Here is a 22,394-nt window from a genome sequence, read left to right as displayed (position 1 = left end):
CAACAACGACCCCGCCTACCTCCAGGCCCGCAAGGAATGCGGCGGCTACGACACCTGCGTCACCGAACGCACCCGCAAACTGCGCCAACAGAACGCCCGCAACACCACGACCCAACCCACCACCAAGAAGACCACGACCAGCACCAGGACCACGCCCAAGAAGACCACCACCACCACGAAAACCGACACCAAGAAGACCACCACCAAACGCGCCAACCAGTCCAACAACGACCCCGCCTACCTCCAGGCCCGCAAGGAATGCGGCGGCTACGACACCTGCGTCACCGAACGCACCCGCAAGCTCCGCGAACAGAACGCCCGCGACGCCAAGACCACGACCACCACCAAGAAGAACGCGGACACCGACAAGGGCGCCAAGAAGACGGGTGGCAAGGGCGGGAAGAAGAGCGGCGGGAAGTAGGGGCGGGACGGTAATAGGCGGTCAGGGGCAGCCCATGGTCGTACTCAGCGAGGCAGCACCTCGACCGGTCACGACCACCACCCAGGACGTCCGAGTGGCTGGCCGGCGAGCATCACCGCTGGAAGAGGAACACCTGCACGTTGTCGTTGACGCACGACACCTGGGCGATCGCCGTACCCACGGTCCGGCTACCGCCGATCGTGCCGATGCACCTGTTCGGTGCGGTCGTGGCGTGCAGCCGGTAACCCTGACCCGCGCTGCTCTGCACCGGTTCGAGGACGAATCGTTGATCCGGGCGGTTGCAGTAGTAGCGTGGGGCCACCAGTTGCCCGTCAACTGTCGACGGTTCGCCGTTCGGGTCGGGGTCGACCTGCAGGCAACCACCGTCCCCGGACGGGTCCGCCCAGTAGATCTGGTACGTGTTCGAGCCGACCTTCCGCAGCTCGCTGGTGGCCGGCTCGGCCTGGGCGCAGGGAACGAGCGTCGCCACCTCCGGGCGGGCGTTTCCCGGCTCCGGACCCACGCCCACGCAGTACGACTGCCCGACGGTGGCTGCCGGCATCATGCGGTACTGCCCTGCGGCGGGCAGGGTGGTGGCCGCCTTCGTCGGCGCCACCTGGGGTGCACTCGACCTGGACGCACTCGCCTTGGGCGCACTCTGCGCGGGGCTCGGGACCGCCGGTGCGGCGCTGGCCGGTGCCAGGCTGGGGCTCGGGTCGGAGGTCCGCGCCCCGCCGGCCGCCGGTGGCAGGGGCACGTCGACGTCGACGCTGGCCGTCGGCTCGGCGAGCACCGGCGGGGGGTCGTCCCCAGCGTCGGGATCGCGGAGGGTCCGGACGACCAGGCCACCGGCCACCACGATCAGCAGCAGCGCCAGCGCACCGAGGAGTACGCGTGTCGGCCGGCCGAACCGGAAGGCCAGCGGCGGTACGAAGTCCCGCGGTCGAAGTGGCGCGGTGGGAGCATCCGCGCCCGGGGCCCGTTTGCGGTGCAACCCCGCCCAGGCACTGCCGTGCCGGTCCTTCACGGCCGTGGCCAGCGGCCCGTCGGCGTAGAGAAGGGGACGAGCCGGCTGGTTCACCGTCGACTCGCCGGCCTCCGGCCGCACGCCCTCGGGGCCGGGCCGCACGCCCTCGGGGCCGGGTTCGCGGCTGAGGCCGGACTCGTCACCCGGCTCGCGGGTGCCCTCGACGACCGGACTCGGCCCGGTCGGAACCGACGTGTGCGGCCCACCGCTGCCCGCCGTGCCGAGGGCGGGCTGGTCGCCACCGGCCACCGAGTCGCCGGTGGGATCAGGATCGTCGTCGGTCTCGGCCGCCAGCGGCGTCGGGCCGTCGAGCCCCCAGCCGGGTTCCGATGCCAGCTCGGCCGGCAGGGGTGGTGCCGCGTCGAGCAGCCCCCACGGCGGGCGGACCCTCGGTTCGTCGACGAACGAGTCGGCTGCGACCATGCCCGGGTCGGCGGCGACGGCGACGGCGACGGCGACCGGCTCGGGCTGACCGGCGGTGGCCGCGGCCAGCGCCCTGCGCGCGGCGAGCCAGCGGTCCACCGTGTCCGGATCGCCCCCGCAGGCGCGGACGAACGCCGCGACAAGCGTCTCCCTCGGCAGGTTGGCCCGGCCCAGGGCGGTGTTCAGAGTGCTGTGGGGGAGCACATCACCGGCATCCCGCGCCCTCTTCGACACCTGCCGAATGGTCAGCCCGGACCACTGCCGTAGCGCGCGCATCTGGGCCACGAACTCGGCAGCCGAACCGGCGGTCGCCGGGTCAGGTGCTGAGCCGTCGTTGTACTGCTCGTTCGCCATCGACCGTTCGTCCCCCGCGTCTCAGCCAGCGCGCTCACAGCCATGCGGGACCGATTCAAGCCGATCGTTCGGCGTGACGCCACCTCGTGCGGAGCAAACCCGAACAACTCCCACAACCAGGGCGACGCCCCGACACCGGGCGGAACGACGAGCAGAAAAAGTCAGTCTTGACTGTTTGTTTTTCAGGCCGCAGGCTGTACCGGTGTCCACCGCATCGACGCGCGTCCCTCAACAGGAGCGCAGCCGCGCCACCCAGGCCCGCCTGCTGGAGGCGACCGTCGACTGCCTGATCGAGCACGGCTGGTCCGGCACCACGACCACTGTCGTCGCCGCGCGGGCCGGTGTCTCGCGCGGCGCCCAACTCCACCATTACCCGACGAAGGCGGCGCTGGTGACGGCCGCCGTGGCCCATCTCGCCGAGCGACGGGCCGCCGAGTTGCGCACCGAGGCCGAGGCGTTGCCGGCCGGCCCGCAGCGGTTGGACCGGGTGATCGACCTGCTCGGCGTGGCGTTCACCGGGCCGCTGTTCGTGGCCGCTCTCGAACTCTGGGTCGCCGCCCGCACCGACCAGGAACTCCGCGACGCCCTGGTGCCACTGGAGGCGACCGTCGGCCGGGAGATGCACCGCCTCACCGTGGCACTCCTCGGTGTCGACGAGCGCCGACCCGGCGTCCGCGAGGCGGTCCAGGCCACTCTCGACCTGCTCCGCGGGCTCGGGGTGGCCAACCTGCTCAGCGACGACTCGGCCCGCCGCGCTGCCCTGCTGAGCACCTGGAAGCGCCAACTCGCCACCCTGCTCACACCCTGACCACTGGCCGCGCCGGCCACGACCGACCGGAGGCACCCCATGGTCGACCACGCCGACCTGCTCGCGGACCTGGCCGCCGAGTCCGCCCACCTGGACAGCCTGGTGGCGCCCCTACCGGCGGCCGACTGGGCCCGACCGACCCCCGCGCCGGGTTGGAGCATCGGGCACCAGATCGCCCACCTCGCCTGGACCGACCACGTGTCGTTGCTGGCGGCCACCGATACCGAGGCGTTCTTCGCGGCGGTGACCGCCGCGCCGGACCCGACCCGGATGGTCGACGACGGCGCGGAGGAGTTCCTCGCCCCGCCGGCGGAGCTGCTCGCCCGTTGGCGGGCCGGTCGGGCAGCGCTCGCCGACGCGTTGACCGCCGTTCCGGCCGGCGAGAAACTGCAGTGGTTCGGCACCCGGATGTCGGCCACCTCGATGGCGACCGCTCGGATCATGGAGACCTGGGCGCACGGCGAGGACGTGGCCGACACGCTCGGCGTCGTCCGACCCGCCAGCGACCGGCTCCGGCACGTCGCGCACCTCGGTGTGCGTACCCTCGGGCACGGTTTCGCCGCCCACGGCCGGGACATCCCGACGACGCCGGTCCGGGTCGAGCTGGTCGGGCCCGGCGGCGACATCTGGGCCTGGGGTCCGACGGACGCCGCCGACCGGCTGAGCGGACCCGCCCTGGACTTCTGCCTGCTCGTCACCCAGCGCCGACACCGCGCGGACCTCGCCCTTGTCGCCACCGGACCGGTCGCCGACGAGTGGCTCGACGTGGCGCAGGCGTTTGCCGGGCCGCCGGGCGACGGCCGGAAGCCGGCCAGCGGGATCGGAACGCCGGCATGATCCGGATCGGAAACGCCTCCGGCTTCTACGGCGACCGGTTCAGCGCCTGGCAGGAGATGCTCGACGGCGGCGAGCTGGACGTGCTGACCGGTGACTACCTGGCCGAGCTGACCATGCTGATCCTCGCCCGGGATCGGCTGCGCGACCCCGACCTGGGCTACGCGAAGACGTTCCTGCGTCAACTCGAGACGTGCCTCGGCACCGCCCTGGAACGGGGGGTGCGGATCGTGACGAACGCGGGCGGGTTGAACCCGGCCGGCCTGGCCGCCGCCATCACCGCACTCGCCGCCCGGCTGGGCCTGCCGGCCCGGGTCGGGTACGTCGAGGGCGACGCCGTCCAGCGGCCGGACGCGTTGAGCGCGAACGCCTACCTCGGCGCGTTCGGCATCGCGGCCTGCCTCGACGGCGGTGCGGACGTGGTGGTCACCGGCCGGGTCACCGACGCGTCGCTTGTCGTCGGCCCGGCAATCGCGCGGTACGGCTGGGGCCGCGACGACCTGGACGAGCTGGCCGGGGCGACGGTCGCGGGGCACCTCGTCGAGTGCGGCGCGCAGGTCACCGGTGGCAACTTCAGCTTCTTCACCGAACTGCCCGACGGCGGGCACCGGCCCGGGTTTCCGATCGCCGAGGTGCACGCCGACGGCTCGACCGTGCTCACCAAACACGCGGGCACCGGCGGCGCGGTCACCGTGGAGACGGTCACCGCACAGCTGCTCTACGAGATCGGTGGGCCCGCGTACCTGGGGCCGGACGTGGTGACCCGACTGGACACGGTGACGGTGCACCAGGACGGGCCGGATCGGGTCCGGGTCTCCGGTGTCCGGGGTACGCCGCCGCCGAGAACGCTCAAGGTGGGCGTCAACAACCTCGGCGGTTTCCGCAACTCGATGACGTTCGTTCTCTGCGGGCTCGACATCGAGGCGAAGGCAGCGCTGGTCCGGGGGCAGGTCGAGGAGGCGGTGGGGAAGGACGGGCTGGAGTTCACCCTGGCCCGTACCGACCACGCGGACGCCGCCGACACCGAGACCGCGAGCGCCCTGCTGCACGTACACCTGCGGGACGGCGACCGGGCGCGGGCCGGACGGGCCTTCTCGGCCGCCGCGGTGGAGCTGGCGCTGGCCTCGTACCCGGGCTGCACACTGACCACCCTGCCGGGTGACGCGACACCGTACGGCGTCTTCACCGCCGACGCGGTGCCGCAGGACGCGGTGGCGCACGTCGCGGTGCTGCCCGGTGGTGAGCGGGTGCCGATCGCCCCGCCGATCCGCACCGCCCCGCTCCCCGCCGACGAGACGGCCCCCGGCGGCGGCGCGGCCGTGGGCGGCCCGACGCGGCGCGGAGCGCTCGGCGAGGTGGTCGGCGCACGCTCCGGGGACAAGGGTGGGGATGCCAACCTCGGTGTCTGGGCACGGACCGAGACCGGGTACGCGTGGCTGCGCGCCTGGTTGACAGTCGAGCGGCTGGCCGTGCTGTTGCCGGAGACCGCGCCGCTGTCGGTGCGGCGCTACGAGCTGCCCAACCTACGTGCGGTCAACTTCGTGATCGAGGGCCTGCTCGGGGCCGGGGTGGCCGCGTCCACCCGGTTCGACCCGCAGGCCAAGGCGCTCGGTGAGCTGCTGCGCGCCCGGATCGTCGACCTGCCGGCCGAGGTGACGCCGTGAGCGCGAGGAGCGCGCGGTCGGCACCGGAGGCGCTCGCGTGAGCATCGTGGACACGCCGGAGCGGCGGCAACTGCGCGAGCTGACCCGGGCCTTCGTGACCCGGGAGGTGCTGCCGCACCTGGACGACTGGGAGCGGGCCGGCGAGGTGCCCCGGGCGCTGCACGCGAGCGCCGCGAAGCTCGGCCTGCTCGGCATCGGCTTCCCGGAGTCGGTCGGTGGCAGCGGCGGCGACCTGCTCGACTCGATCATCGTGACCGAGGAGCTGATCCGCTCCGGCGGCTCGTCCGGCCTGGTGGCGGCCCTGTTCACGCACGGCATCGCGTTGCCGCACATGGTGGCGGCGGCCGGAGCGCACTCCGGTGGCTCGCTGGGCGGCCGGCTCGGTGGGACCGCGTCCCGGGGCGACGACAGCCTGGTCGAGCGCTACATCCGGCCCACCCTGGCCGGCACGATGATCGGCGCGCTGGCCATCACCGAGCCGGACACTGGCTCGGACGTGGCGGGCATCCGCACGACCGCCCGCCGGGACGGCGACCACTACGTGGTGAACGGGTCGAAGACGTACATCACGAGCGGGCACCGGGCGGACTTCGTCACCACGGCGGTGTGTACCGGCTTTTCCGGCAGCGGCGAACTCACCCTGCTGGTCATCGACAAGGGGTTGCCCGGCTTCACCGTGGGACGCCGGCTGGAGAAGTTGGGCTGGCACTGCTCGGACACCGCCGAGCTGTCGTTCGTCGACGTGCGGGTGCCGGTCGCCAACCGGATCGGCGCCGAGAACACCGGCTTCCTGGCGATCATGCAGCACTTCGCCACCGAGCGGCTCTCGTTGGCGACCCAGGCGTACGCGACCGCGCAGCGCTGCGTCGAGCTGGCGACGCGCTGGTGCCGGGACCGGGAGACCTTCGGGCGTCCGCTGGCCAGCCGGCAGGTGATCCGGCACCGGTTGGCCGAGATGCACACGAGGGCCGAGGCGGCCCGGTCGTACGTGCACGAGGTGGCCGCCCGGGTGGCCGCGGGTGAGCCGGTGGTGACCGAGGTGGCGATGGCGAAGAACGTGGCGGTGGCCGCCTGCGACCAGGTCGTCGACCAGGCGTTGCAGTTGCACGGCGGCTTCGGTTACCTGCGCGACGCCGAGGTGGAGCGGCACTACCGCGATGCCCGGATCCTCGGCATCGGCGGCGGCACCACCGAGATCATGAACGAGATCATCGCGAAGGGCATGGGCCTATGAGCATCCTGGACAGCGCGGTCGACCCGGCCGCGCCCGGGTACGCGGCGAACCGGTCCGCACTGTTGGAGCGGCTGGCCGAGTTGGACGCCGCGCTGGACCAGGCGCGGGCGGGCGGCGGCGAGAAGTACGTGTCCCGGCACCACGGGCGCGGCAAGCTGCTCCCCCGGGAGCGGATCGAGCTGCTGGTGGACGCGGACAGCCCGTTCCTGGAGCTGTCGCCTGTCGCCGCGTACGGCACGGACTTCCCGGTCGGGGCCAGCGTGGTCACCGGCATCGGGGTGGTCGAGGGTGTGGAGTGCCTGATCGTCGCCAACGACCCGACGGTACGCGGTGGCGCGGTCAACCCGTGGTCCCTCGCCAAGACCCGGCGGGCCGGTGAGATCGCCCTGGCCAACCGGCTGCCGATGATCAATCTGGTCGAGTCGGCCGGGGCTGACCTGCCCACCCAGGCGGAGATCTTCATCCCGGGCGGTCGGGTGTTCCGGGACCTGACCCGACTCTCGGCGGCGGGCATCCCCACGGTGAGCGTGGTCTTCGGCAACGCCACGGCCGGTGGCGCGTACGTGCCGGGGATGTCCGACCACGTGATCATGATCCGGGACCGGTCGCAGGTCTACCTGGCCGGGCCACCGCTGGTGAAGATGGCGACCGGCGAGGTGACCGACGACGAGTCGCTGGGCGGGGCGGCGATGCACGCCGCCACGTCCGGGCTCGCCGACTACCTGGCCGCCGACGAGTCCGACGGCATCCGGCTGGCCCGGCAGTGCGTACGCCGGTTGAACTGGCGCAAGCACGGCCCGTCGCCGCGTACGGCGGCGCCGCAGCCGCCGAGGTACGACCCGGAGGAGCTGCTCGGCATCACGAGCGCCGACCTGAAGGTGCCGTTCGATCCCCGTGAGGTGTTGGCGCGGATCCTGGACGGCAGCGACTTCGACGAGTTCAAGCCGGCGTACGGGGACGCGCTTGTCACCGGCTGGGGCGAACTGCACGGATATCCGGTGGGCGTGCTGGCCAACGCCCGGGGTGTGCTGTTCAGCGCGGAGGCGCAGAAGGCGGCCCAGTTCATCCAGCTCGCGAACGCGTCCGACACACCGTTGATCTTCCTGCAGAACACCACCGGTTACATGGTCGGCACCGAGTACGAGCAGCGCGGCATCATCAAGCACGGCGCCCTGATGATCAACGCGGTGTCGAACTCGACGGTGCCGCACCTGACGGTGAACCTGGGCGCCTCGTACGGGGCCGGCAACTACGGGATGTGCGGTCGGGCGTACGAGCCGAGGTTCCTGTTCACCTGGCCGAACGCGAAGTCGGCGGTGATGGGCCCGGCACAGCTCGCCGGGGTGCTGTCCATCGTGGCCCGGCAGGCCGCCGCCGCCCGGGGACGCTCCTTCGACGAGGAGTCCGACACCGCGATGCGGATGATGGTCGAGCAACAGATCGAGTCGCAGTCCGGCGCGCTGTTCCTCTCCGGCCGGCTCTACGACGACGGGGTGATCGACCCTCGGGACACGCGTACCGTCCTCGGGCTCTGCCTCTCGGCGATCCACAACGGACCGGTGGAGGGCGCCGACGGTTTCGGCGTCTTCCGGATGTGAGGGGTTGAGAACCGTGATCACTCGACTGCTGGTCGCCAACCGGGGCGAGATCGCCCGCCGGATCTTCGCCACCTGTCGCAAGCTCGGCATCACCACCATCGCGGTGTACTCCGACGCGGACGCCGACGCGCCCTTCGTCGCCGAGGCCGACCTGGCCGTACGCCTGCCCGGGAACACGCCCGCCGAGACGTACCTGGACATGGTGCAGATCCTGCGGGCGGCCCGCCGGTCCGGCGCGGACGCCGTGCACCCCGGCTACGGCTTCCTCGCCGAGAACGCCGAGTTCGCGACGCGGGTCGCCGACCACGCCGGGCTGACCTGGGTCGGCCCGCCGGCCAGGGTGATCGCCGCGATGGGCGACAAGCTGGCCGCGAAGGCGCTGCTCTCCGACGCGGGCGTGCCGATGCTGCCCACCTGGACCGACGCCGAGCAGGTTACCGACTACCCCGTGCTGGTCAAGGCCGCCGCGGGGGGCGGCGGCCGGGGGATGCGCGTGGTCCGCGACCCGGACGGGCTCGCCGAGGCCGTCGCCTCCGCGCGCCGCGAGGCCGCCGCGGCGTTCGGCGACGGCACGGTCTTCGTCGAGCGGTACGTCGAGGGCGGCCGGCACGTCGAAGTACAGATCTTCGGCGACACCCACGGGACGATTGTGGCGCTCGGCGAGCGGGACTGCTCGATCCAGCGGCGGCACCAGAAGATCGTCGAGGAGGCCCCGGCGGTCGTCGATCCGGGGTTGCGGGCCCGGCTGCACGAGGCGGCGGTGGCGGCCGGCCGCGCCGTCGACTACGTCGGCGCGGGCACCGTGGAGTTCCTGCTCGCACCGAGCGGGGAGTTCTTCTTCCTGGAGATGAACACCCGTCTCCAGGTCGAGCACCCGGTCACCGAGGCGGTCACCGGGTTGGACCTGGTTCGGCTGCAACTGCTGGTCGCCGAGGGCGAGCCGCTGCCACTCGCGGTGGCCCCGCCGACCGACGGCCACGCGATCGAGGTACGCCTGTGCGCCGAGGACCCGGCCCAGAACTTCCGCCCGGCCACCGGCACCCTGCACCGGTTCGCGGTCCCCGGGCTGTCCGGCGAGTTCACGCCGACGAAGGGCCTGCGCCTGGATTCCGGCGTGCTGGACGGCTCGACCGTGAGCGTGCACTACGACTCGATGCTGGCCAAGCTGATCGCGTGGGCGCCGACCCGCGCCGAGGCGGCCCGGGCGTTGGCCGGCGCGCTCGCGCGGGCCGAACTGCACGGCGTGGCCACCAACCGGGATCTGCTGGTGCGGGTGCTGCGCAGCCCGGAGTTCGGCGCGTTGGCAGTCGACACCGGCTTCCTCGACCGGCACGCGGAGGTGTTCGCCCCGCTGCTGTCCGCGGATCTGTTGCCGGTGATGGCGCTGGCCGCCGCGCTGGCCTCGGCCGCCGCACGTCGGGCGACCGCCCCGGTGCTCGCCGGGCTCCCCTCGGGTTGGCGCAACGTGCCCGCGTTCCCACAGGTGTCTCGGTACACCGATCGGGCCGGGCGAGAGATCGAGGTCCGCTACCGGTTGGACCGGGACGGCCGCCTCGCCGAGTGGTCGACGGATCCGGCCGGCGAGATCCCGGCCCGACTGGAGGAGGCCACCCCGGACCGGGTGGTGCTCACCGTGTTGGAGAGCCGCTGGCGGGTGGGCGTACACCGGGTGGGGTCGGAGGTCTTCCTGGACGGCCCGGCGGGGGCGACGAGCCTGGTCGAGCTGCCGCGTCTCCCGCTACCCACGGCGGAGGTGGCGGCCGGGTCGCTGCTCGCGCCGCTGCCCGGCGCGGTGACCCGGGTGCACGTCCAGGTCGGCCAGCGGGTCGCTGCCGGCGATCCACTGCTCACCCTGGAAGCGATGAAGCTGGAACATCAGGTGCTCGCCCCGACCGACGGCGTGGTCACCGAGTTGCCGGTGCCAGCCGGTGGTCAGGTGCGCACCGGTGCCGTGCTGGCCGTCATCGACGTCTGTTGAGGAGGACCCCCTGATGACCTTCGACCTCACCCCTGAGCAGGACCAGCTTCGCGACGCCGTGCGGGCGCTCGGCCGTCGCTACGGCCACGGCTACTTCGTCGAGAAGGCGAAGGCCGGCGAGCACACCACCGAACTGTGGGCCGACGCGGGACGGCTCGGCTACCTGGGGGTCAACATCCCCACCGAGTACGGCGGCGGTGGCGGCGGCATCACCGAGTTGGCCATCGTCTGCGAGGAGTTGGCCGCCGCGGGCTGCCCACTGCTGCTGTTGGTGGTGTCCCCCGCGATCGCCGCCACCGTGCTCACCCGGCACGGCACCGAGGAGCAGCGCAAGCGGCACCTGCCCGGCCTCGCCGACGGCTCCCAGAAGATCGTCTTCGCGATCACCGAGCCGGAGGCCGGTTCCAACTTCCACCGGCTGGGCACCGTCGCCCGCCGCGACGGCGACGGGTGGCTGCTCAACGGACGCAAGTGCTACATCTCCGGGGTCGACGAGGCGGATCACGTCCTGGTGGTGGCGCGCGTCGCCGTCGAGGACGGCCCAGCCGGTTCAACCGACGCCTCTGCGCTGAAGCTGAAGCCGGCACTGTTCCTCGTGCCGACCGACGCGGTCGGGCTGACCCGCTCCAAACTGGACATGGAGATCGTGTCCCCGGAGAACCAGTTCCTGCTCTACCTGGACGACGTGCGCGTGCCCGCCGACGCGCTGCTCGGTGAGTCGCTGGACGCCGGCCTACCGGCGCTCTTCGCCGGGCTCAACCCGGAGCGGATCACGGTGGCCGCGATGGGTGCCGGCACCGGTCGGTACGCCATCGAGCGGGCCAGCGAGTACACCGCCACGCGCAAGGTCTGGGGTGGCCGGAGCATCGGCTCCCACCAGGGCGTGTCCCATCCGCTGGCGCACGCGGCCGTGCAGGTGGAGCTGGCCCGCCTCATGATCCAAAAGGCCGCCACCCTGTACGACGCCGGCCGCGACCTGGAGGCCGGGGTGGCCGGCAACATGGCCAAGTACGCGGCCGGGGAGGCGGCCGCGCTCGCCGTCGACACCGCCGTGCAGGTGCTCGGCGGGGCCGGCATGACCACCGAGTACGGGGTGGCGACCCTGCTCGGTGCGGTACGGGCCGGCCGGATCGCCCCGGTCAGTCGGGAGATGATCCTCAACTTCGTGGCCCAACACGTCCTCGGCCAGGACAAGTCCTACTGAGCCCGACCGGCCTACTCGCCGGGCGTGCCCGGACGCTCGCGGCGGTGCAGGATCGCCACGGCGACCGCGAAGAGCAACACGGGTGCCAGCACCAACGTCGACCACTGCGCCCAGGTGAGCGCGTCGGGCACACCGTCGTGGCTGGACCGCTCCAGGTACGTCCCGGTGGTGCGGAGCCCCACCCGGGTGAGCAGCAGCGTGACGCCCACCGGGACGACGAGCGCGAGCAAACGCAGTCGGAGCGCCGTCGGCGTCGACAGGACGACAAGGGCGAAGAGCAGGTATCCCGCGATCAGCAGGATCGCCTCGACCCGGCCGACGCCGCTGGTGAATATCCACGTCCGGTAGATGGGCCACGTCGAGTCGTCAGCGCCGGTCAGGGCGACGCTCGGAGCACCGACGCTGACAAGCGTCGCCGCCGCCAGTGTGCCGAGCCGCCAACGCCCGAGGGCAGCCGCGCCGGATTGGGGAGCGCGGAGGGCGAGTGCCAACGCGGCCATCGCGGCGAGCACGAGGGGCCAGATGTCAAAGACCGTCGAATAATATCCGTAGGCCTCGGCGACCCGAACCACCTCGAACGCCACGCCGCCGACGGCGATCGCGGCTGCCGCCCGCCCCCACCCGAGTACGGTGAACACCGCCACGACGAGCCAGAGCGCCGCCCCGAGACCATGCGGCCAGAGGACGAACGGTTCACCGATCCCGTCCGGATAGCTCTGCGCGTACATGGCGGAATGCAGCACCGGTACGCGCGCCGAGCGCACGAACAACAGCAGCGCGGCGATCAGGCCGAGCACCTGCGCCGCGTCCCGCCACGCGTCGACCGAGAACCGGGTGCCGACCTGCCGGACGTGCGCCCGAACCGCCCCACCGAGCAGGGCGGACACGTCTCGTGCCAGGGGCCTGCGCTGGCCCGGCGCGGCGTCGTCAAGCAACACCCCGATCAGCTCGTCCTCGTACTGCCGCCGGTACGCGCGGGGGTAGCAGGCCAGCAGCCACCGGTAGACCTGGTGCAACGTCACGCCGCACCGCCTTCGACCAGGAGGCCGGCACGGCGCAGCCGCACGCTCGCCGCGTCGGCGTTGCTCCGCAGCCGCGCCGACTCCTCGGCCAGGCGTTGCACTCCGGCGGCGGTGAGTCGGTAGTAGCGGCGCAACCGGGACTGCACCTGCTCCTCGCGCTCGACGTCGACGAGGCCCTCGGTGCGCAGCCGGTCCAGCGCCGCGTAGAGGGTGCCGGCGCGCAGGTCGACACGCCCGTCGGAGATCCGCCGGACCTCGTCGAGGACGGCGTATCCGTGCCGTGGAGCCTCGACGAGCGCGGTGAGGATCAGATATGTCGATTCGTGTAGGGAAGCCTTCGCCATCGCCACAGCATATACAGTCGGAATGTATATGCGGACCCCCCACACGACATCAGCCGGGAATCCGGCAGGCGGCGTCGATGCGGTGGACCGGGCGAACCCGGCGGCCCATGCCCTCCAACAGCGAGTCCTCGACGTGGAAGTCGCGGATGCGCAGCCGGTAACGGGGCAACTCCTCCTCACTCGGGCAGAGGACCTGCGCGCGGACCAGATCGACTGGCACGTACCGCACGCCACCCCTCTCCTGAAGGAGCACCATGTTGACGTCGTCGGTGGTGATCACGTGCCCGCGTACGTCCTCGGTGGGTCCGTTCTCCGCGCCCACGGTCGTGACGGTCAGCGGCAGCACAGGTGTGCTGATCACCGGCACCGCGGCCCAGACCAACACGGCGAGCATCGCCACCTCGGTCACCGACGCCAGCGGCCGGATCACCGCGCCGGGCAACGGCCCCGCGATGAAGAGGGCCAACAGCGGCGGCACCGCGAGCAGCGCCAGCGCCAACAGATCGCCCTGCTTCCCGGCGTCGCGCAGGGTGGGCAGCATCAGCCAGCCGTACCCGGCGAGCAGCGCGGCGATCATGACCAGTCGTGGCACCACCCGTTCGTGCAGTCGCCCGGGGCCAAGCTGGAACGCGGCCGCGAACGCCGGCAGCAGCAGCGGTAGGTAGAGCAGCGGCCAGGTGATCAGGGCGAGCAGGAAAGCGGCAAGCACCACCCAGGCCGGGGTGAGGTCGGCCCAGCGGGCGAAGAGCGGGCGGCGACGGGCACCCGGCGGAAGTCGATCCGCGCTGACGGCCAGCACCGCCCCGAGCGCGAAGACGGCGACCATTCCGGTGGAGAGCAGCCGGGCCGCGGTGGTCAGGAAGCCGGCGAGCAGGTTGACCGGCCCGACGTTCGCCACCAGCAGCAGCGTGGTCTGCAGTTCGCCGCCCGCCTCCACCCCGAGGCGGAGCACCGAGAAGATCGCCGGTACGCCCACAAGCGCCGTCCAGAAGGACTGGCTGGCGCGGGCGCGCCGCTCCGCCGGGTCCCAACGGATCCGCCCGGGCTCGGCGTCGGCGACGACCGGGTCGGCCGGCTCGGCGACCGGCACGCCGACCGGCCAGTCGGCGCGGTCCACCACGGCAGACGGCGGTTCGGCTGCGGCCGTACCGTCGGTGGCCGGCGAGGCGGCGGCACCCGGCACGGACGTGCGGGGTGGCGGCACCGGGCCGTCGGCGCCGGTCGCGGTCGGCGCCGTGCTCACGTCGAGGGCGCCTTGTCGTCGAAGTCGACGAGCTTCGGCACCCGCAGCGGCTGAGGCTGGCGCTTCTCGACCTTCAGCCACGGGCCCAGGGTGCGGTTGTAGGCGCTCTGCCAGGGGCTCACCTGCCCGTTGCGGCCCCGCTCGTAGCTCTTCTGCAGGAAGAACGCGACCAGGTCGCGCAGCGCGGGGTCGCCGATCGGCACGCCGATGCCCAGCAGCTCGCTGGTGCCGAAGGGCATGTCCACGACCTCGAACTCCCTGGGGTAGGTGGCCAGGAACCCGGCGAGGATCGTCTCGTCCGAGCTGACCGCGTCGTACCGGCCCTTGCGGATGCCGTCGACGCAGTCCCCGACGTCCTTCACCACGAATGTCCTGACCTGGTGCTTCTCCAGCTCGGCCTCGGTGGTCGAACCGCCGCTGGTGCAGACCTTGTAGGCCGGGTCGCGCAGGTCCTCGATGGTGCGGATCTTGTCCTTGAGGCGGGCCGGCACCAGCACCTCCTGGGTGGTGACGAAGTACGGGCCGGCGAAGCTCACCAGCTCTTCGCGCTCCTTGGTCATGGAGAAGCTGGACACCACGAGGTCGACGGTGCCTCCCTGAAGCGCCGGGATCCGGTTCTCGGTGGCCACCGACACGAACTCCAACCGCTGCTCGCCCTCGTAGCCCAGGGAGGCGGCGATGTACCTGCCGATCTCGACGTCGAAGCCGACGTGCTGGCCGTTGCGAAGGTCGCCCATCAGCGGCTCCTTGGTGGCCACGCCGATGCGTAACTGTGCCTGCCGGTAGATGTGCGACTCACGGATCTTCTGCTGCACGGACGGCAGCTCCGGCTCCTTCCGGCTGTCGCAGCCGGCGGCGGCCGCCAGGGTGAGGGTGAGGGCGGCCGCAAGTGTCGTCGCGACCGAACGGAGCCGGGACCGGGAACCGCGTACGTTCATTCGGTGACCTCGCTGACGGACCAGCCTGCGGAACACTCAGGGTAGCGACCGTAGGCCTTTCCGTAGCGACGCCAACCGGACACCTCGGACGGCCCGGTCGGCCATGCCGACCGGCGCGGCGACTGGCTCTCCGGTTGACAGCCGCCAATGTCACGACATGCTGAACGAATGAGTCGATTGTCCCGGCCCGATGCGCGGACGGTGGCGGTGCTCGCGGCACTGGGAGCCCTCGTACCACTGGCCCTGCTTGTCGTCTGGCGCCGACAGGACCTTGTCGGCGTGGTTCTCGCCCTGCTCTGCGTCCTGCTGACGATGGTCGCCGGGGTCGCCTTCTCCGCCGCCCGTCACGCCGACGGCCCGGAGCCGGAGGACCGGCCGGCGACCACCGGGCCGCCCGAGCTGATGCCGTACGGGATCGACGCGGACACCCTCGACGCCCTGGACAGTCGGGACGCCCTGCGGGCGGTGCGGGATCGGCGACGCGGGTCGGACGGGATCAGCGGCCGGTGAGGGTGGGGGCGGCGAGCGCGTCCACGCCCCGCCCGGCCAGGCACCGGTAGGTCCGGTCGATGCTTCCGTCGACCGGGGGAAGCACCTCGAGGTGCCAGCCGCGCGGCTCGGTGATCCCGGTGGTCAACCGGAACGTCGTGGCGCTGCACACCTGTCGCACCGGCCCGGCGGCGATCACGTCGTCGTAGGCGGCGCCGAGCAGGGACACCGGCAGGATGCCCTCGGCGTACGTCTCCCAGGTGTGCCGACCGGTGCAGGACAGCCGAGCCGCCTCGGCGCGGTCGCCGCGGATCCGCATCGGGCCGAAGCACTCCAGCTCGGGCAGGCACCGGGCACCCTCGGGCAGGACGGTGGGCGTGCCGGTGCCGGTCGTGCAGCCGGGCAGCGGCCCGGTCGCCGGCGCGGCGACCTGGGTGACAGTCGGGTTCGGGGTCGGCGGCCCGGCCCGGTCGGCGAACCACGCCCCGGCGGTCGCGGAGCCGGCGAGCGCGAGGACGCCGGCGCCGCCGAGGAACCAGCGCCGCCACCGTCGGACGCCGGGGACCACCCGCTGGGTGTCCTCGATGGGCGGCCGGGGCACCGGTTGGCTGGGCGCGTACGGGCCGGGGCGGGTCGCCCCACCGCTGACCGGAGCGCCGCTGACCGGGGCGGACGGTGGCCCGAGCGGCAGGTTGACGAGCAGGTCGTGCAGTTCGAGGGCGGAGGGGCGCTCGGCCGGGTCGTTCGCCATGCCGGCGCGCAGGACGTCGATCAGCTCGTCCGGGACGCCGGGCAGGGCGGGGAGCGGCTGGTTGAACATCTCCAGGACGGTGATCAGGCTGGGGTTGCGCTCGGACTGCCAGCGGGGCGGCCGACCGTGCATCACCGCGTAGAGGGTGGCGCAGAGCGCGTACACGTCGACGGCCGGCGACGGCGGACTGTGGCTGAACATCTCCGGCGGCGCGTACGCCGGGGTGAGCACCTCGAGGGTGACCGAGGCGTCCCGGTGCTCGGCGAGCACGGCCAGCCCGAAGTCGGCGAGCACCGCCGAGTTGAAGGCCGAGTGGAGGATGTTCGCCGGTTTCACGTCCCGGTGCAGCACCCCTGCCGCGTGCGAGTGGGCCAGCGCGTCGGCGATCTTGATGCCGAGGTCGCGGGCCTCCACCGGGTCCAGCGGCGAGGTCCGCATCCGCTCGGCGTACGAGCCGTCGCAGAGCTCCATGATCAGGTAGGGGTGCTGGTCGACGGTGACCCCGACGTCGAAGAGGTCCACCACGTGCGGGTGTGAGGACATCCGGCCGGCCGCCCGCGCCTCGCGCAGGAAACGGGCCTGGTCGCGCTCGCTGTCGAGCGTCCGGTTCTCCACCTTGACGGCGACCTCGCGACCCACCGAGATCTGGGTGGCCTGGTAGACGGTCGCGTACCCACCTCGGGCAAAAACCCGCAAATCGGTCAGACCAGGCACGATCGGCACCGGCACGCCGCCGGTCGGGGTGTCGGTCACCGCTCGAAAATACCCAACCCGACCGATGGCTCAGCGCGCCGTGTCCGCCGGAGTCGCACCGGCGGGACCGGTACCCTCCTCGGCGGCCATGGCTGTCCCGGCACCCTCGGACGAGGCGACTCCGCCGGCCGGGGCACCCCGGCGGGCATCCAGGCGCAGGCCGATGGCGGTGGCCACGGCCCCCAGACCCTCCCAGGCCGCCACGCCGAAGAACCGGTCCGGAGCGATGTCGGAGAGCACGGCGATGGTGAACACGGTGAACGTGACAAGTCGGAAGACGACAGTGAACCGGTAGAACACCCGCCACTCGGTGATCGTGGCGAGCAGGTAGTAGACGCCCATGTTGAACGCCGCCATCGAGGACGCCAGCAGGAACGTGCCGGTGTGGTCACCGACGGCACGCGTCTGGGGCACCTCGAACCCGAGCAGGCGCAACTGCGCCTCCGGCCAGACCAGCCCGACCGCGCCCATCACCAGCGCCAACACGCCGAAGACCGCGATGGTCCAGCCCGCGATGGAACGCGGCAGCTTCATGAAGGGCCTCCCCAGGCACGGCGACGGTCAGCACTGTGGACCGGCACACGGTGCTGACACGCTAGCCCCTCACCCCGACCGCCACATCCCCAGAACCGGCAAAAACCCTGCCCGCACCCCGAGGGTCGCGTTGATCATGAAGTTATTGCCCTGCGCGTCGGCGTGTCGGGGCAATAACTTCATGATCAACGGGGGGTCGGGTGGGGCTAGGGCTGGGCGGTTGTCAGGCGGGCGCGGAGGGCGTTGGCGGCGGCGCGTTCGCTGCGCTGCTCGGTCGCGTACGCCAGGCGGACCGCCTCGTCCGCAGAGGACCGGGCCTCCGTCGGCTGACCGCAGGCGGCCAGCGCCTCGGCCAGCACACTGGCCGCGATCACCTGACTGCGCACGTCCTCGGCCGGCGCGGTGACCGCCCGCCGGGCCCAGTCCAACGCCTGCTCCCGCTGACCGTGCGCGAGCAGGGCCGCCGCGTACTGGGCCATCGTCTGGCGGCGGGAGAAGAGCAGCGAGGGCGCGTTCGCGGCGGCCGTCGCCACCGGGGCGAGCAGCCCGACGGCGGTCGCCGAGTCACCGGCTGCCAGCCGCGCCGTCGCCAGCAGCACCCGGGGTGCCACCTGCGCCGGGGCCTGCGGATTGTGCGGCTCCACGGCCGTCAGCACCGAGCGGGCCACCCGCTCGGCGGTCTCGCAGTCACCCATGTCCAACGCCACGAAGCCGCGCAGCGTGCCGGCCATTCCGGTGAGCAGCGGGTGCGAGGTGCGCTCGGCGTACGCCAGGGCGTCGGTGAGCAGGTCCGCCGCGTGCTCCGGCTCACCCAGCCCGCGCGCCACCACCGCCCGGACCACGAGCGCGAAGCCGCGCCCCCAGTCGTCGGAGGCGGCGGCGAACTCCCGGTACGCCCGCCGGGCCTCCCGGTCCGCCTCGGCCAGGTCACCCAACTCGGCGGTGGCGAACGCCGCCACCGCGCGCAGCGTGCCGACCGCCCACGCCTCGCCGACCCGCTCACCGAAGGGCAGGAACACCTGGGCCATCCGACACGCCTCGCGCAGTCGGCCGGCGAGCAGCCGGGCGAACGCCGTGGTGCCGCGCAGCCAGGCCCGCCCGTACGGGTCCTTCAGCTCGGCGAAGAGCCGGGCGGCCCGGCCGAGGACCGCGTCGGTGCCGGCGAAGTCACCCCGGGTGGTGGTCACCCAGGCCAGGTTCTGTAGCGACCAGGCCTGCCCCCGCCGGTCCTGCGCACCGAGGCTGACCTGGTACGCGGCAGCCAACCGGCTGCTCGCCTGGCTCAGCCGCCCGGCCACGAAGTCGGCCATGCCGAGCCGGCGCATCGCCGTCGCCCGCTGCACCGGCAACCCACCGGCCGTGGCGACCTGCAACGCCTCGTGCCAGGCGGTCATCGCCCGGCCCTGGTCACCGAGGGTCTCCTGGGCCTGTCCCGCGAGCAGCAGGGCGCCGACCCGGGTGGCCTCGTCCCCGGCGTTCGCGGCGATCTTCTCCGCGTACGCCAGCGCGTCGGCGACGCGGCCGACCTGGAGCAGTGCCCGCGCGTGCACCACCCGATCGGCCGCCGACAGCCCGTCGCGGGCCAACTCGGTGGCGCGTTCGGCGTACTCGATGGCCAGCACCGGCTCACCGGCGGCCAGTGACCGGCGGGCGGCCCGGCCGAGCGCGGCGACGCCGAGCGGCACCACCGCCCGGGCCGGCGCGTCCGGGCGCAGCTTCACCGCGTCGGCGAGCGTGGCGGCCCGCTCGACGTGCGTCGCCACGAAGTCGTCGCGGGCCTCGTCGGTGAACCCGCCCGGCGCCGAGGCCGCGGTCCCGTCCGCCGGCGCCGCCCAGCGGGCCAACGCGGCGTGCCGCTCGGCCAGCTCCGCCTTGCTCACCCCGGCGTACGCGGCCTCCCGCATCAGCGGGGTCGCGAACGCGTAGCCGACCCGGGAGCGGTGCAGCATCCGACGTTGCAGCAGCTCCTCGACAGCTCGGTCGAGTTCCACGGCGACCACCGCCGAAGGCCGACCGTCGCGGCCGGCGCGCTGCTCACGCATCGCCTCCAACGCACCGGTCGGCACCGTGTCTCCGATCACCGCGGCGTCGCGCAGCACCGAGCGGGCGTCCGGCGGCAGCGCGTCGATCCGGGCGGCGAGGACGGCGGCGAGGTCACGGGAGAGCAGCCGGCTGCCCAGCGAACCGGGCACCAACCGCCAGCCGGCCGAGGTGCTCTGGTCCCGCTCGCCGGAACCGGGCCGTTCCTTCGCGGCGCGGACGCCGCGCGCGGTCTCCGTGGTGAGCGCCCCGCGCTCGATGAGCAGGGTGACCAACTCGGCCAGGTAGAAGGGGTTGCCCTGGGCGGTGGCGAGCAGCCGGTCCGCGTCGGCCGGTGGCAACTTGCCGCCGCCGAGGTAGCTGGTGAGCAGCCGCGCCGCGTCGGCACCCCGCAGCGGGGGCAGGGAGTGCACCTCGGCGTCCGCGACCCGGGTCAGCGCGCCGGCGGTACGCACCAACTCGGGGCGGCCGAGCAGCAGCACCAGCACCGGGCCGGTGAGCCTGGACAGGGTCAGCCCGAGGGCACCGATGGTCTCGGCGGTGGCGTCGTGCAGGTCGTCCACCACGATCACCAGCGGCGCCTCCGAGGCGAGCCCACTGAGCAGGTCGGCGACCGCGTTCGGCAGCACCTCGGCATCCGCGGTCGGCGTGCCCGAGCCGCCCCACTCGCCGGCGTCGGTGCCGCCGTGGGCGGACATCTCGGCGTAGCCGAGCAGGGCGAGCAGCTGCTCGGTGGCGATCGGCGGGGTCTCCCCAGCGGATCGGGCGAGCCGCTGCCCGAGTCGCCGCAGCCGCTCCTCCACCGCCGGTCGGGTCAGCGCGGTGGACGCGTCACTGGGCAGGCCGACGGCGGCCCGCACCAGGTCGGCGAGGGGCGCGAGCCGGCGTCGTTCACCGAACGCGGCGCAGCGCACCGAGAGCACCCGTGCGCCGGTGTGCGCCGCGTACCGGCCGGCGCCCACGTCGTACCCGGCGGCGAGACGCTCCACCTCCGCGGCGAACCGGGACTTGCCGATGCCCGCCTCGGCGGTCATCAGCAGCACCCGCGGGTCACCCTGGTCGATAACCTCGGCGAGCCGCCCGGCGATCCGGCCGATCTCCGTCTCCCGCCCCACGTACGGCGCCTCGTCGCCGAGCCCCGAGCGGGTGCCCGGCGCGTCCAGCAGACCCAGCAGCTCGTACGCCTCGACCGGCTCACGCTTGCCCTTGAGCCGCAGCGGGCGCAGTGCCCGCCAGGAGGACACGTGCCGGGTGGCGGCGGCGGTCCGCCCGCCGGCGTAGACCGCGCCGACCGCGGCGGCGTCGGCCAGCCGGGCGGCGGTGTTCACCGTGTCGCCGATGACCGTGTATTCGATGGCGGCCTGGATGCCGGCGATGACGTCGCCGGTGTTCAGCCCGACCCGCAGCCCGAGCGGCGCGCCGCCGCCCCGCTCGTCGTCGAGCACCCGGCGGACGGCCCGCTGCATGGACAGGGCGGCCCGGACCGCGCGTTCGGCGTCGTCCTCGTGGGCCACCGGCGCACCGAAGACCGCCATGATCCCGTCGCCGGTCAACTTGTCGACGTGCCCACCGAAGGTCTTCACGGCACCGGCGAGGGCGGCCAGCACCCGGTCGGTGACCGCGCCGACGCGTTCCGGGTCGAGATCCTCCGACCAGGAGGTGAACTCGGAGAGGTCGCCGAAGAGCACGGTGACCACCCGGCGCTCGGCCGCCGGCAACGTGGCGGCGGCCGGCAACGCGGCGCCGCAGTTGTGGCAGAACCGCGCGCCGGGAACGGCTACGGTTCCGCACACGGGGCAGGTCACATGTGCTCCAACCCACTGACCCCGGGCGCGGATTCCCCGGTGCCGACACCCAGATACTCCAACTGCGCGCGGACCGACCACTCAGCCGCCCACCAGAGCGAGCGGTCCACGTCCGCGTAGACCACCGCGACCACGTCGGCGGGCGTGGCGGCGCCGGCCGCGACCGCGGCCCGGACCTGGTCGAGGCGGGCCCGGCGGTGCGCGAGGTAGAAGTCGGCGGCGGCGGCGCAGTCGGCAAGCGCCGGGCCGTGCCCGGGCAGCGCCGGAATCCCCCGGTACGCGGACAGCAACTCCAGGCTTGTCAGGTAGTCACCGAGGTGCCCGTCCGGGTGGGCGACGACTGTGGTGCCCCGGCCGAGGATGGTGTCACCGGTGAGCACCACCCGCTCGTCGCCGTGCTCGACCAGGAAGCAGACCGAGTCGGCGGTGTGCCCCGGGGTGCTCAGCGGGCGGACCGCCAGGCCGAAGCCGTCGAGGTGCTCACCCGGCTCGGTCAGCGGTTCGCCGCCGATGGTGTGCGCCGGGTCGACGGCGAGGACGTGCACACCGTCGAGCAGCTCACTCAGCCGGGCCGCGCCCTCGGTGTGGTCGGGGTGGCCGTGGGTGATCAGGATCAGCCCGATCGGGCCGTGCGCGGCGATCCGGGTCAGGTGCCCCTCGTCCGCCGGGCCGGGGTCGACCACGATGGCGAACTCGGCTGCCGGGGCCCGCAGCACCCAGGTGTTGGTGCCGTCGAGGGTCATCGGCCCCGGGTTCGGTGCGCGCAGAAGTGTCACCCAGCGGGGCAGTTCGTCGGCAAGCGCCGCCACCGCCCCCGTCACGTGCCCGCTCATGGCTGCGATCGTACGACCCCGCTCGCCACCCTCCGCGATCTTGCACTTTCCGCCCCTGGTTCGTCCCTGTTCAGGGCTTTCGTCCGGGCGGAGAGTG

18 protein-coding genes are annotated in these 22,394 nt (G+C 73.0%); 9 read left to right on the top strand and 9 right to left on the bottom strand.

The annotated features are described in order from the left end of the window. Positions 1 to 421, top strand: a 421-nt coding sequence (locus ACPXBU_RS22800; protein WP_425759590.1) for a hypothetical protein, incomplete at its 5' end; no start/stop codon positions are given. Positions 422 to 533: 112 nt separating this feature from the next. On the opposite strand, the gene ACPXBU_RS22795 is transcribed toward ACPXBU_RS22800, so the two are convergent. Further along, positions 534 to 2,225: a helix-turn-helix domain-containing protein gene (locus ACPXBU_RS22795; protein ID WP_425759589.1), complete on the bottom strand. Its 1,692-nt coding sequence runs from the start codon at positions 2,223 to 2,225 to the stop codon at positions 534 to 536. Between the two features lie 202 nt (positions 2,226 to 2,427). On the opposite strand from ACPXBU_RS22795, the gene ACPXBU_RS22790 reads away from it, so the two are divergent. From ACPXBU_RS22790 to ACPXBU_RS22760, 7 genes are read left to right on the top strand one after another with little or no spacing between them, the layout of a single operon-like run. After that, positions 2,428 to 3,033, top strand: a complete 606-nt coding sequence (locus ACPXBU_RS22790; protein WP_425759588.1) for a TetR/AcrR family transcriptional regulator — start codon at positions 2,428 to 2,430, stop codon at positions 3,031 to 3,033. Between the two features lie 39 nt (positions 3,034 to 3,072). Beyond that, entirely contained in the window at positions 3,073 to 3,870 is a 798-nt protein-coding gene (locus tag ACPXBU_RS22785; RefSeq protein ID WP_425759587.1) for a TIGR03084 family metal-binding protein, read from the top strand. Further along, positions 3,867 to 5,531 (top strand): acyclic terpene utilization AtuA family protein, encoded by a 1,665-nt coding sequence (locus ACPXBU_RS22780; RefSeq protein WP_425759586.1) that lies wholly within the window; start codon positions 3,867 to 3,869, stop codon positions 5,529 to 5,531. The genes ACPXBU_RS22785 and ACPXBU_RS22780 overlap by 4 nt, the downstream gene beginning before the upstream one ends. 37 nt (positions 5,532 to 5,568) lie before the next feature. After that, entirely contained in the window at positions 5,569 to 6,765 is a 1,197-nt protein-coding gene (locus tag ACPXBU_RS22775) for an acyl-CoA dehydrogenase family protein (RefSeq protein ID WP_425759585.1), read from the top strand. After that, a complete protein-coding gene (locus ACPXBU_RS22770; protein ID WP_425759584.1) occupies positions 6,762 to 8,363 on the top strand; it encodes an acyl-CoA carboxylase subunit beta in 1,602 nt (533 codons plus the stop codon). The genes ACPXBU_RS22775 and ACPXBU_RS22770 overlap by 4 nt, the downstream gene beginning before the upstream one ends. A gap of 13 nt (positions 8,364 to 8,376) precedes the next feature. Beyond that, positions 8,377 to 10,341, top strand: a complete 1,965-nt coding sequence (locus tag ACPXBU_RS22765; RefSeq protein WP_425759583.1) for a biotin carboxylase N-terminal domain-containing protein — start codon at positions 8,377 to 8,379, stop codon at positions 10,339 to 10,341. 13 nt (positions 10,342 to 10,354) lie between these two features. Beyond that, positions 10,355 to 11,545, top strand: coding sequence for an acyl-CoA dehydrogenase family protein (locus ACPXBU_RS22760; RefSeq protein ID WP_425759582.1), 1,191 nt, complete (start codon positions 10,355 to 10,357; stop codon positions 11,543 to 11,545). 11 nt (positions 11,546 to 11,556) lie between these two features. Here the strand turns inward: ACPXBU_RS22760 and ACPXBU_RS22755 are convergent, their stop codons facing one another. From ACPXBU_RS22755 to ACPXBU_RS22740, 4 genes are read right to left on the bottom strand one after another with little or no spacing between them, the layout of a single operon-like run. Beyond that, entirely contained in the window at positions 11,557 to 12,567 is a 1,011-nt protein-coding gene (locus ACPXBU_RS22755) for a hypothetical protein (protein ID WP_425759581.1), read from the bottom strand. Further along, on the bottom strand, positions 12,564 to 12,911 hold the full coding sequence (locus tag ACPXBU_RS22750) for a PadR family transcriptional regulator (RefSeq protein ID WP_393369334.1): 348 nt from the start codon (positions 12,909 to 12,911) through the stop codon (positions 12,564 to 12,566). Before ACPXBU_RS22750 ends, ACPXBU_RS22755 begins: the two co-directional genes overlap by 4 nt. 49 nt (positions 12,912 to 12,960) lie before the next feature. Beyond that, the gene (locus tag ACPXBU_RS22745) at positions 12,961 to 14,154 is read right to left on the bottom strand and encodes a hypothetical protein (RefSeq protein WP_393369331.1); all 1,194 of its coding nucleotides are present in this window, start codon (positions 14,152 to 14,154) and stop codon (positions 12,961 to 12,963) included. Beyond that, positions 14,151 to 15,092 carry a transporter substrate-binding domain-containing protein gene (locus ACPXBU_RS22740; protein ID WP_425759580.1) on the bottom strand — a complete coding sequence of 314 codons (942 nt, stop codon included), beginning with the start codon at positions 15,090 to 15,092 and terminating at the stop codon, positions 14,151 to 14,153. The genes ACPXBU_RS22745 and ACPXBU_RS22740 overlap by 4 nt, the downstream gene beginning before the upstream one ends. A gap of 168 nt (positions 15,093 to 15,260) precedes the next feature. Here ACPXBU_RS22740 and ACPXBU_RS22735 point away from each other — a divergent pair, with 168 nt between their 5' ends. Then, positions 15,261 to 15,602 (top strand): hypothetical protein, encoded by a 342-nt coding sequence (locus ACPXBU_RS22735; RefSeq protein ID WP_393369326.1) that lies wholly within the window; start codon positions 15,261 to 15,263, stop codon positions 15,600 to 15,602. Here the strand turns inward: ACPXBU_RS22735 and ACPXBU_RS22730 are convergent. The 4 genes from ACPXBU_RS22730 to ACPXBU_RS22715 all read right to left on the bottom strand — a co-directional run bounded on the left by ACPXBU_RS22730 (position 15,589) and on the right by ACPXBU_RS22715 (position 22,297). Continuing rightward, entirely contained in the window at positions 15,589 to 17,085 is a 1,497-nt protein-coding gene (locus tag ACPXBU_RS22730; protein ID WP_425759579.1) for a serine/threonine-protein kinase, read from the bottom strand. The genes ACPXBU_RS22735 and ACPXBU_RS22730 overlap by 14 nt on opposite strands. A gap of 30 nt (positions 17,086 to 17,115) precedes the next feature. After that, positions 17,116 to 17,619 (bottom strand): hypothetical protein, encoded by a 504-nt coding sequence (locus ACPXBU_RS22725; protein WP_393369321.1) that lies wholly within the window; start codon positions 17,617 to 17,619, stop codon positions 17,116 to 17,118. 206 nt (positions 17,620 to 17,825) lie between these two features. Continuing rightward, the gene (locus ACPXBU_RS22720) at positions 17,826 to 21,464 is read right to left on the bottom strand and encodes an adenylate/guanylate cyclase domain-containing protein (RefSeq protein ID WP_425759578.1); all 3,639 of its coding nucleotides are present in this window, start codon (positions 21,462 to 21,464) and stop codon (positions 17,826 to 17,828) included. Next, on the bottom strand, positions 21,461 to 22,297 hold the full coding sequence (locus ACPXBU_RS22715; protein ID WP_425759576.1) for an MBL fold metallo-hydrolase: 837 nt from the start codon (positions 22,295 to 22,297) through the stop codon (positions 21,461 to 21,463). Before ACPXBU_RS22715 ends, ACPXBU_RS22720 begins: the two co-directional genes overlap by 4 nt. Positions 22,298 to 22,394 lie beyond the last annotated feature (97 nt).

The organism is Micromonospora sp. DT231 (assembly GCF_049847025.1).
Lineage (GTDB): Bacteria > Actinomycetota > Actinomycetes > Mycobacteriales > Micromonosporaceae > Micromonospora.
The sequence above is the reverse complement of the archived record's forward strand: the minus strand, read 5'-3'. Positions and strand labels throughout refer to the sequence as shown.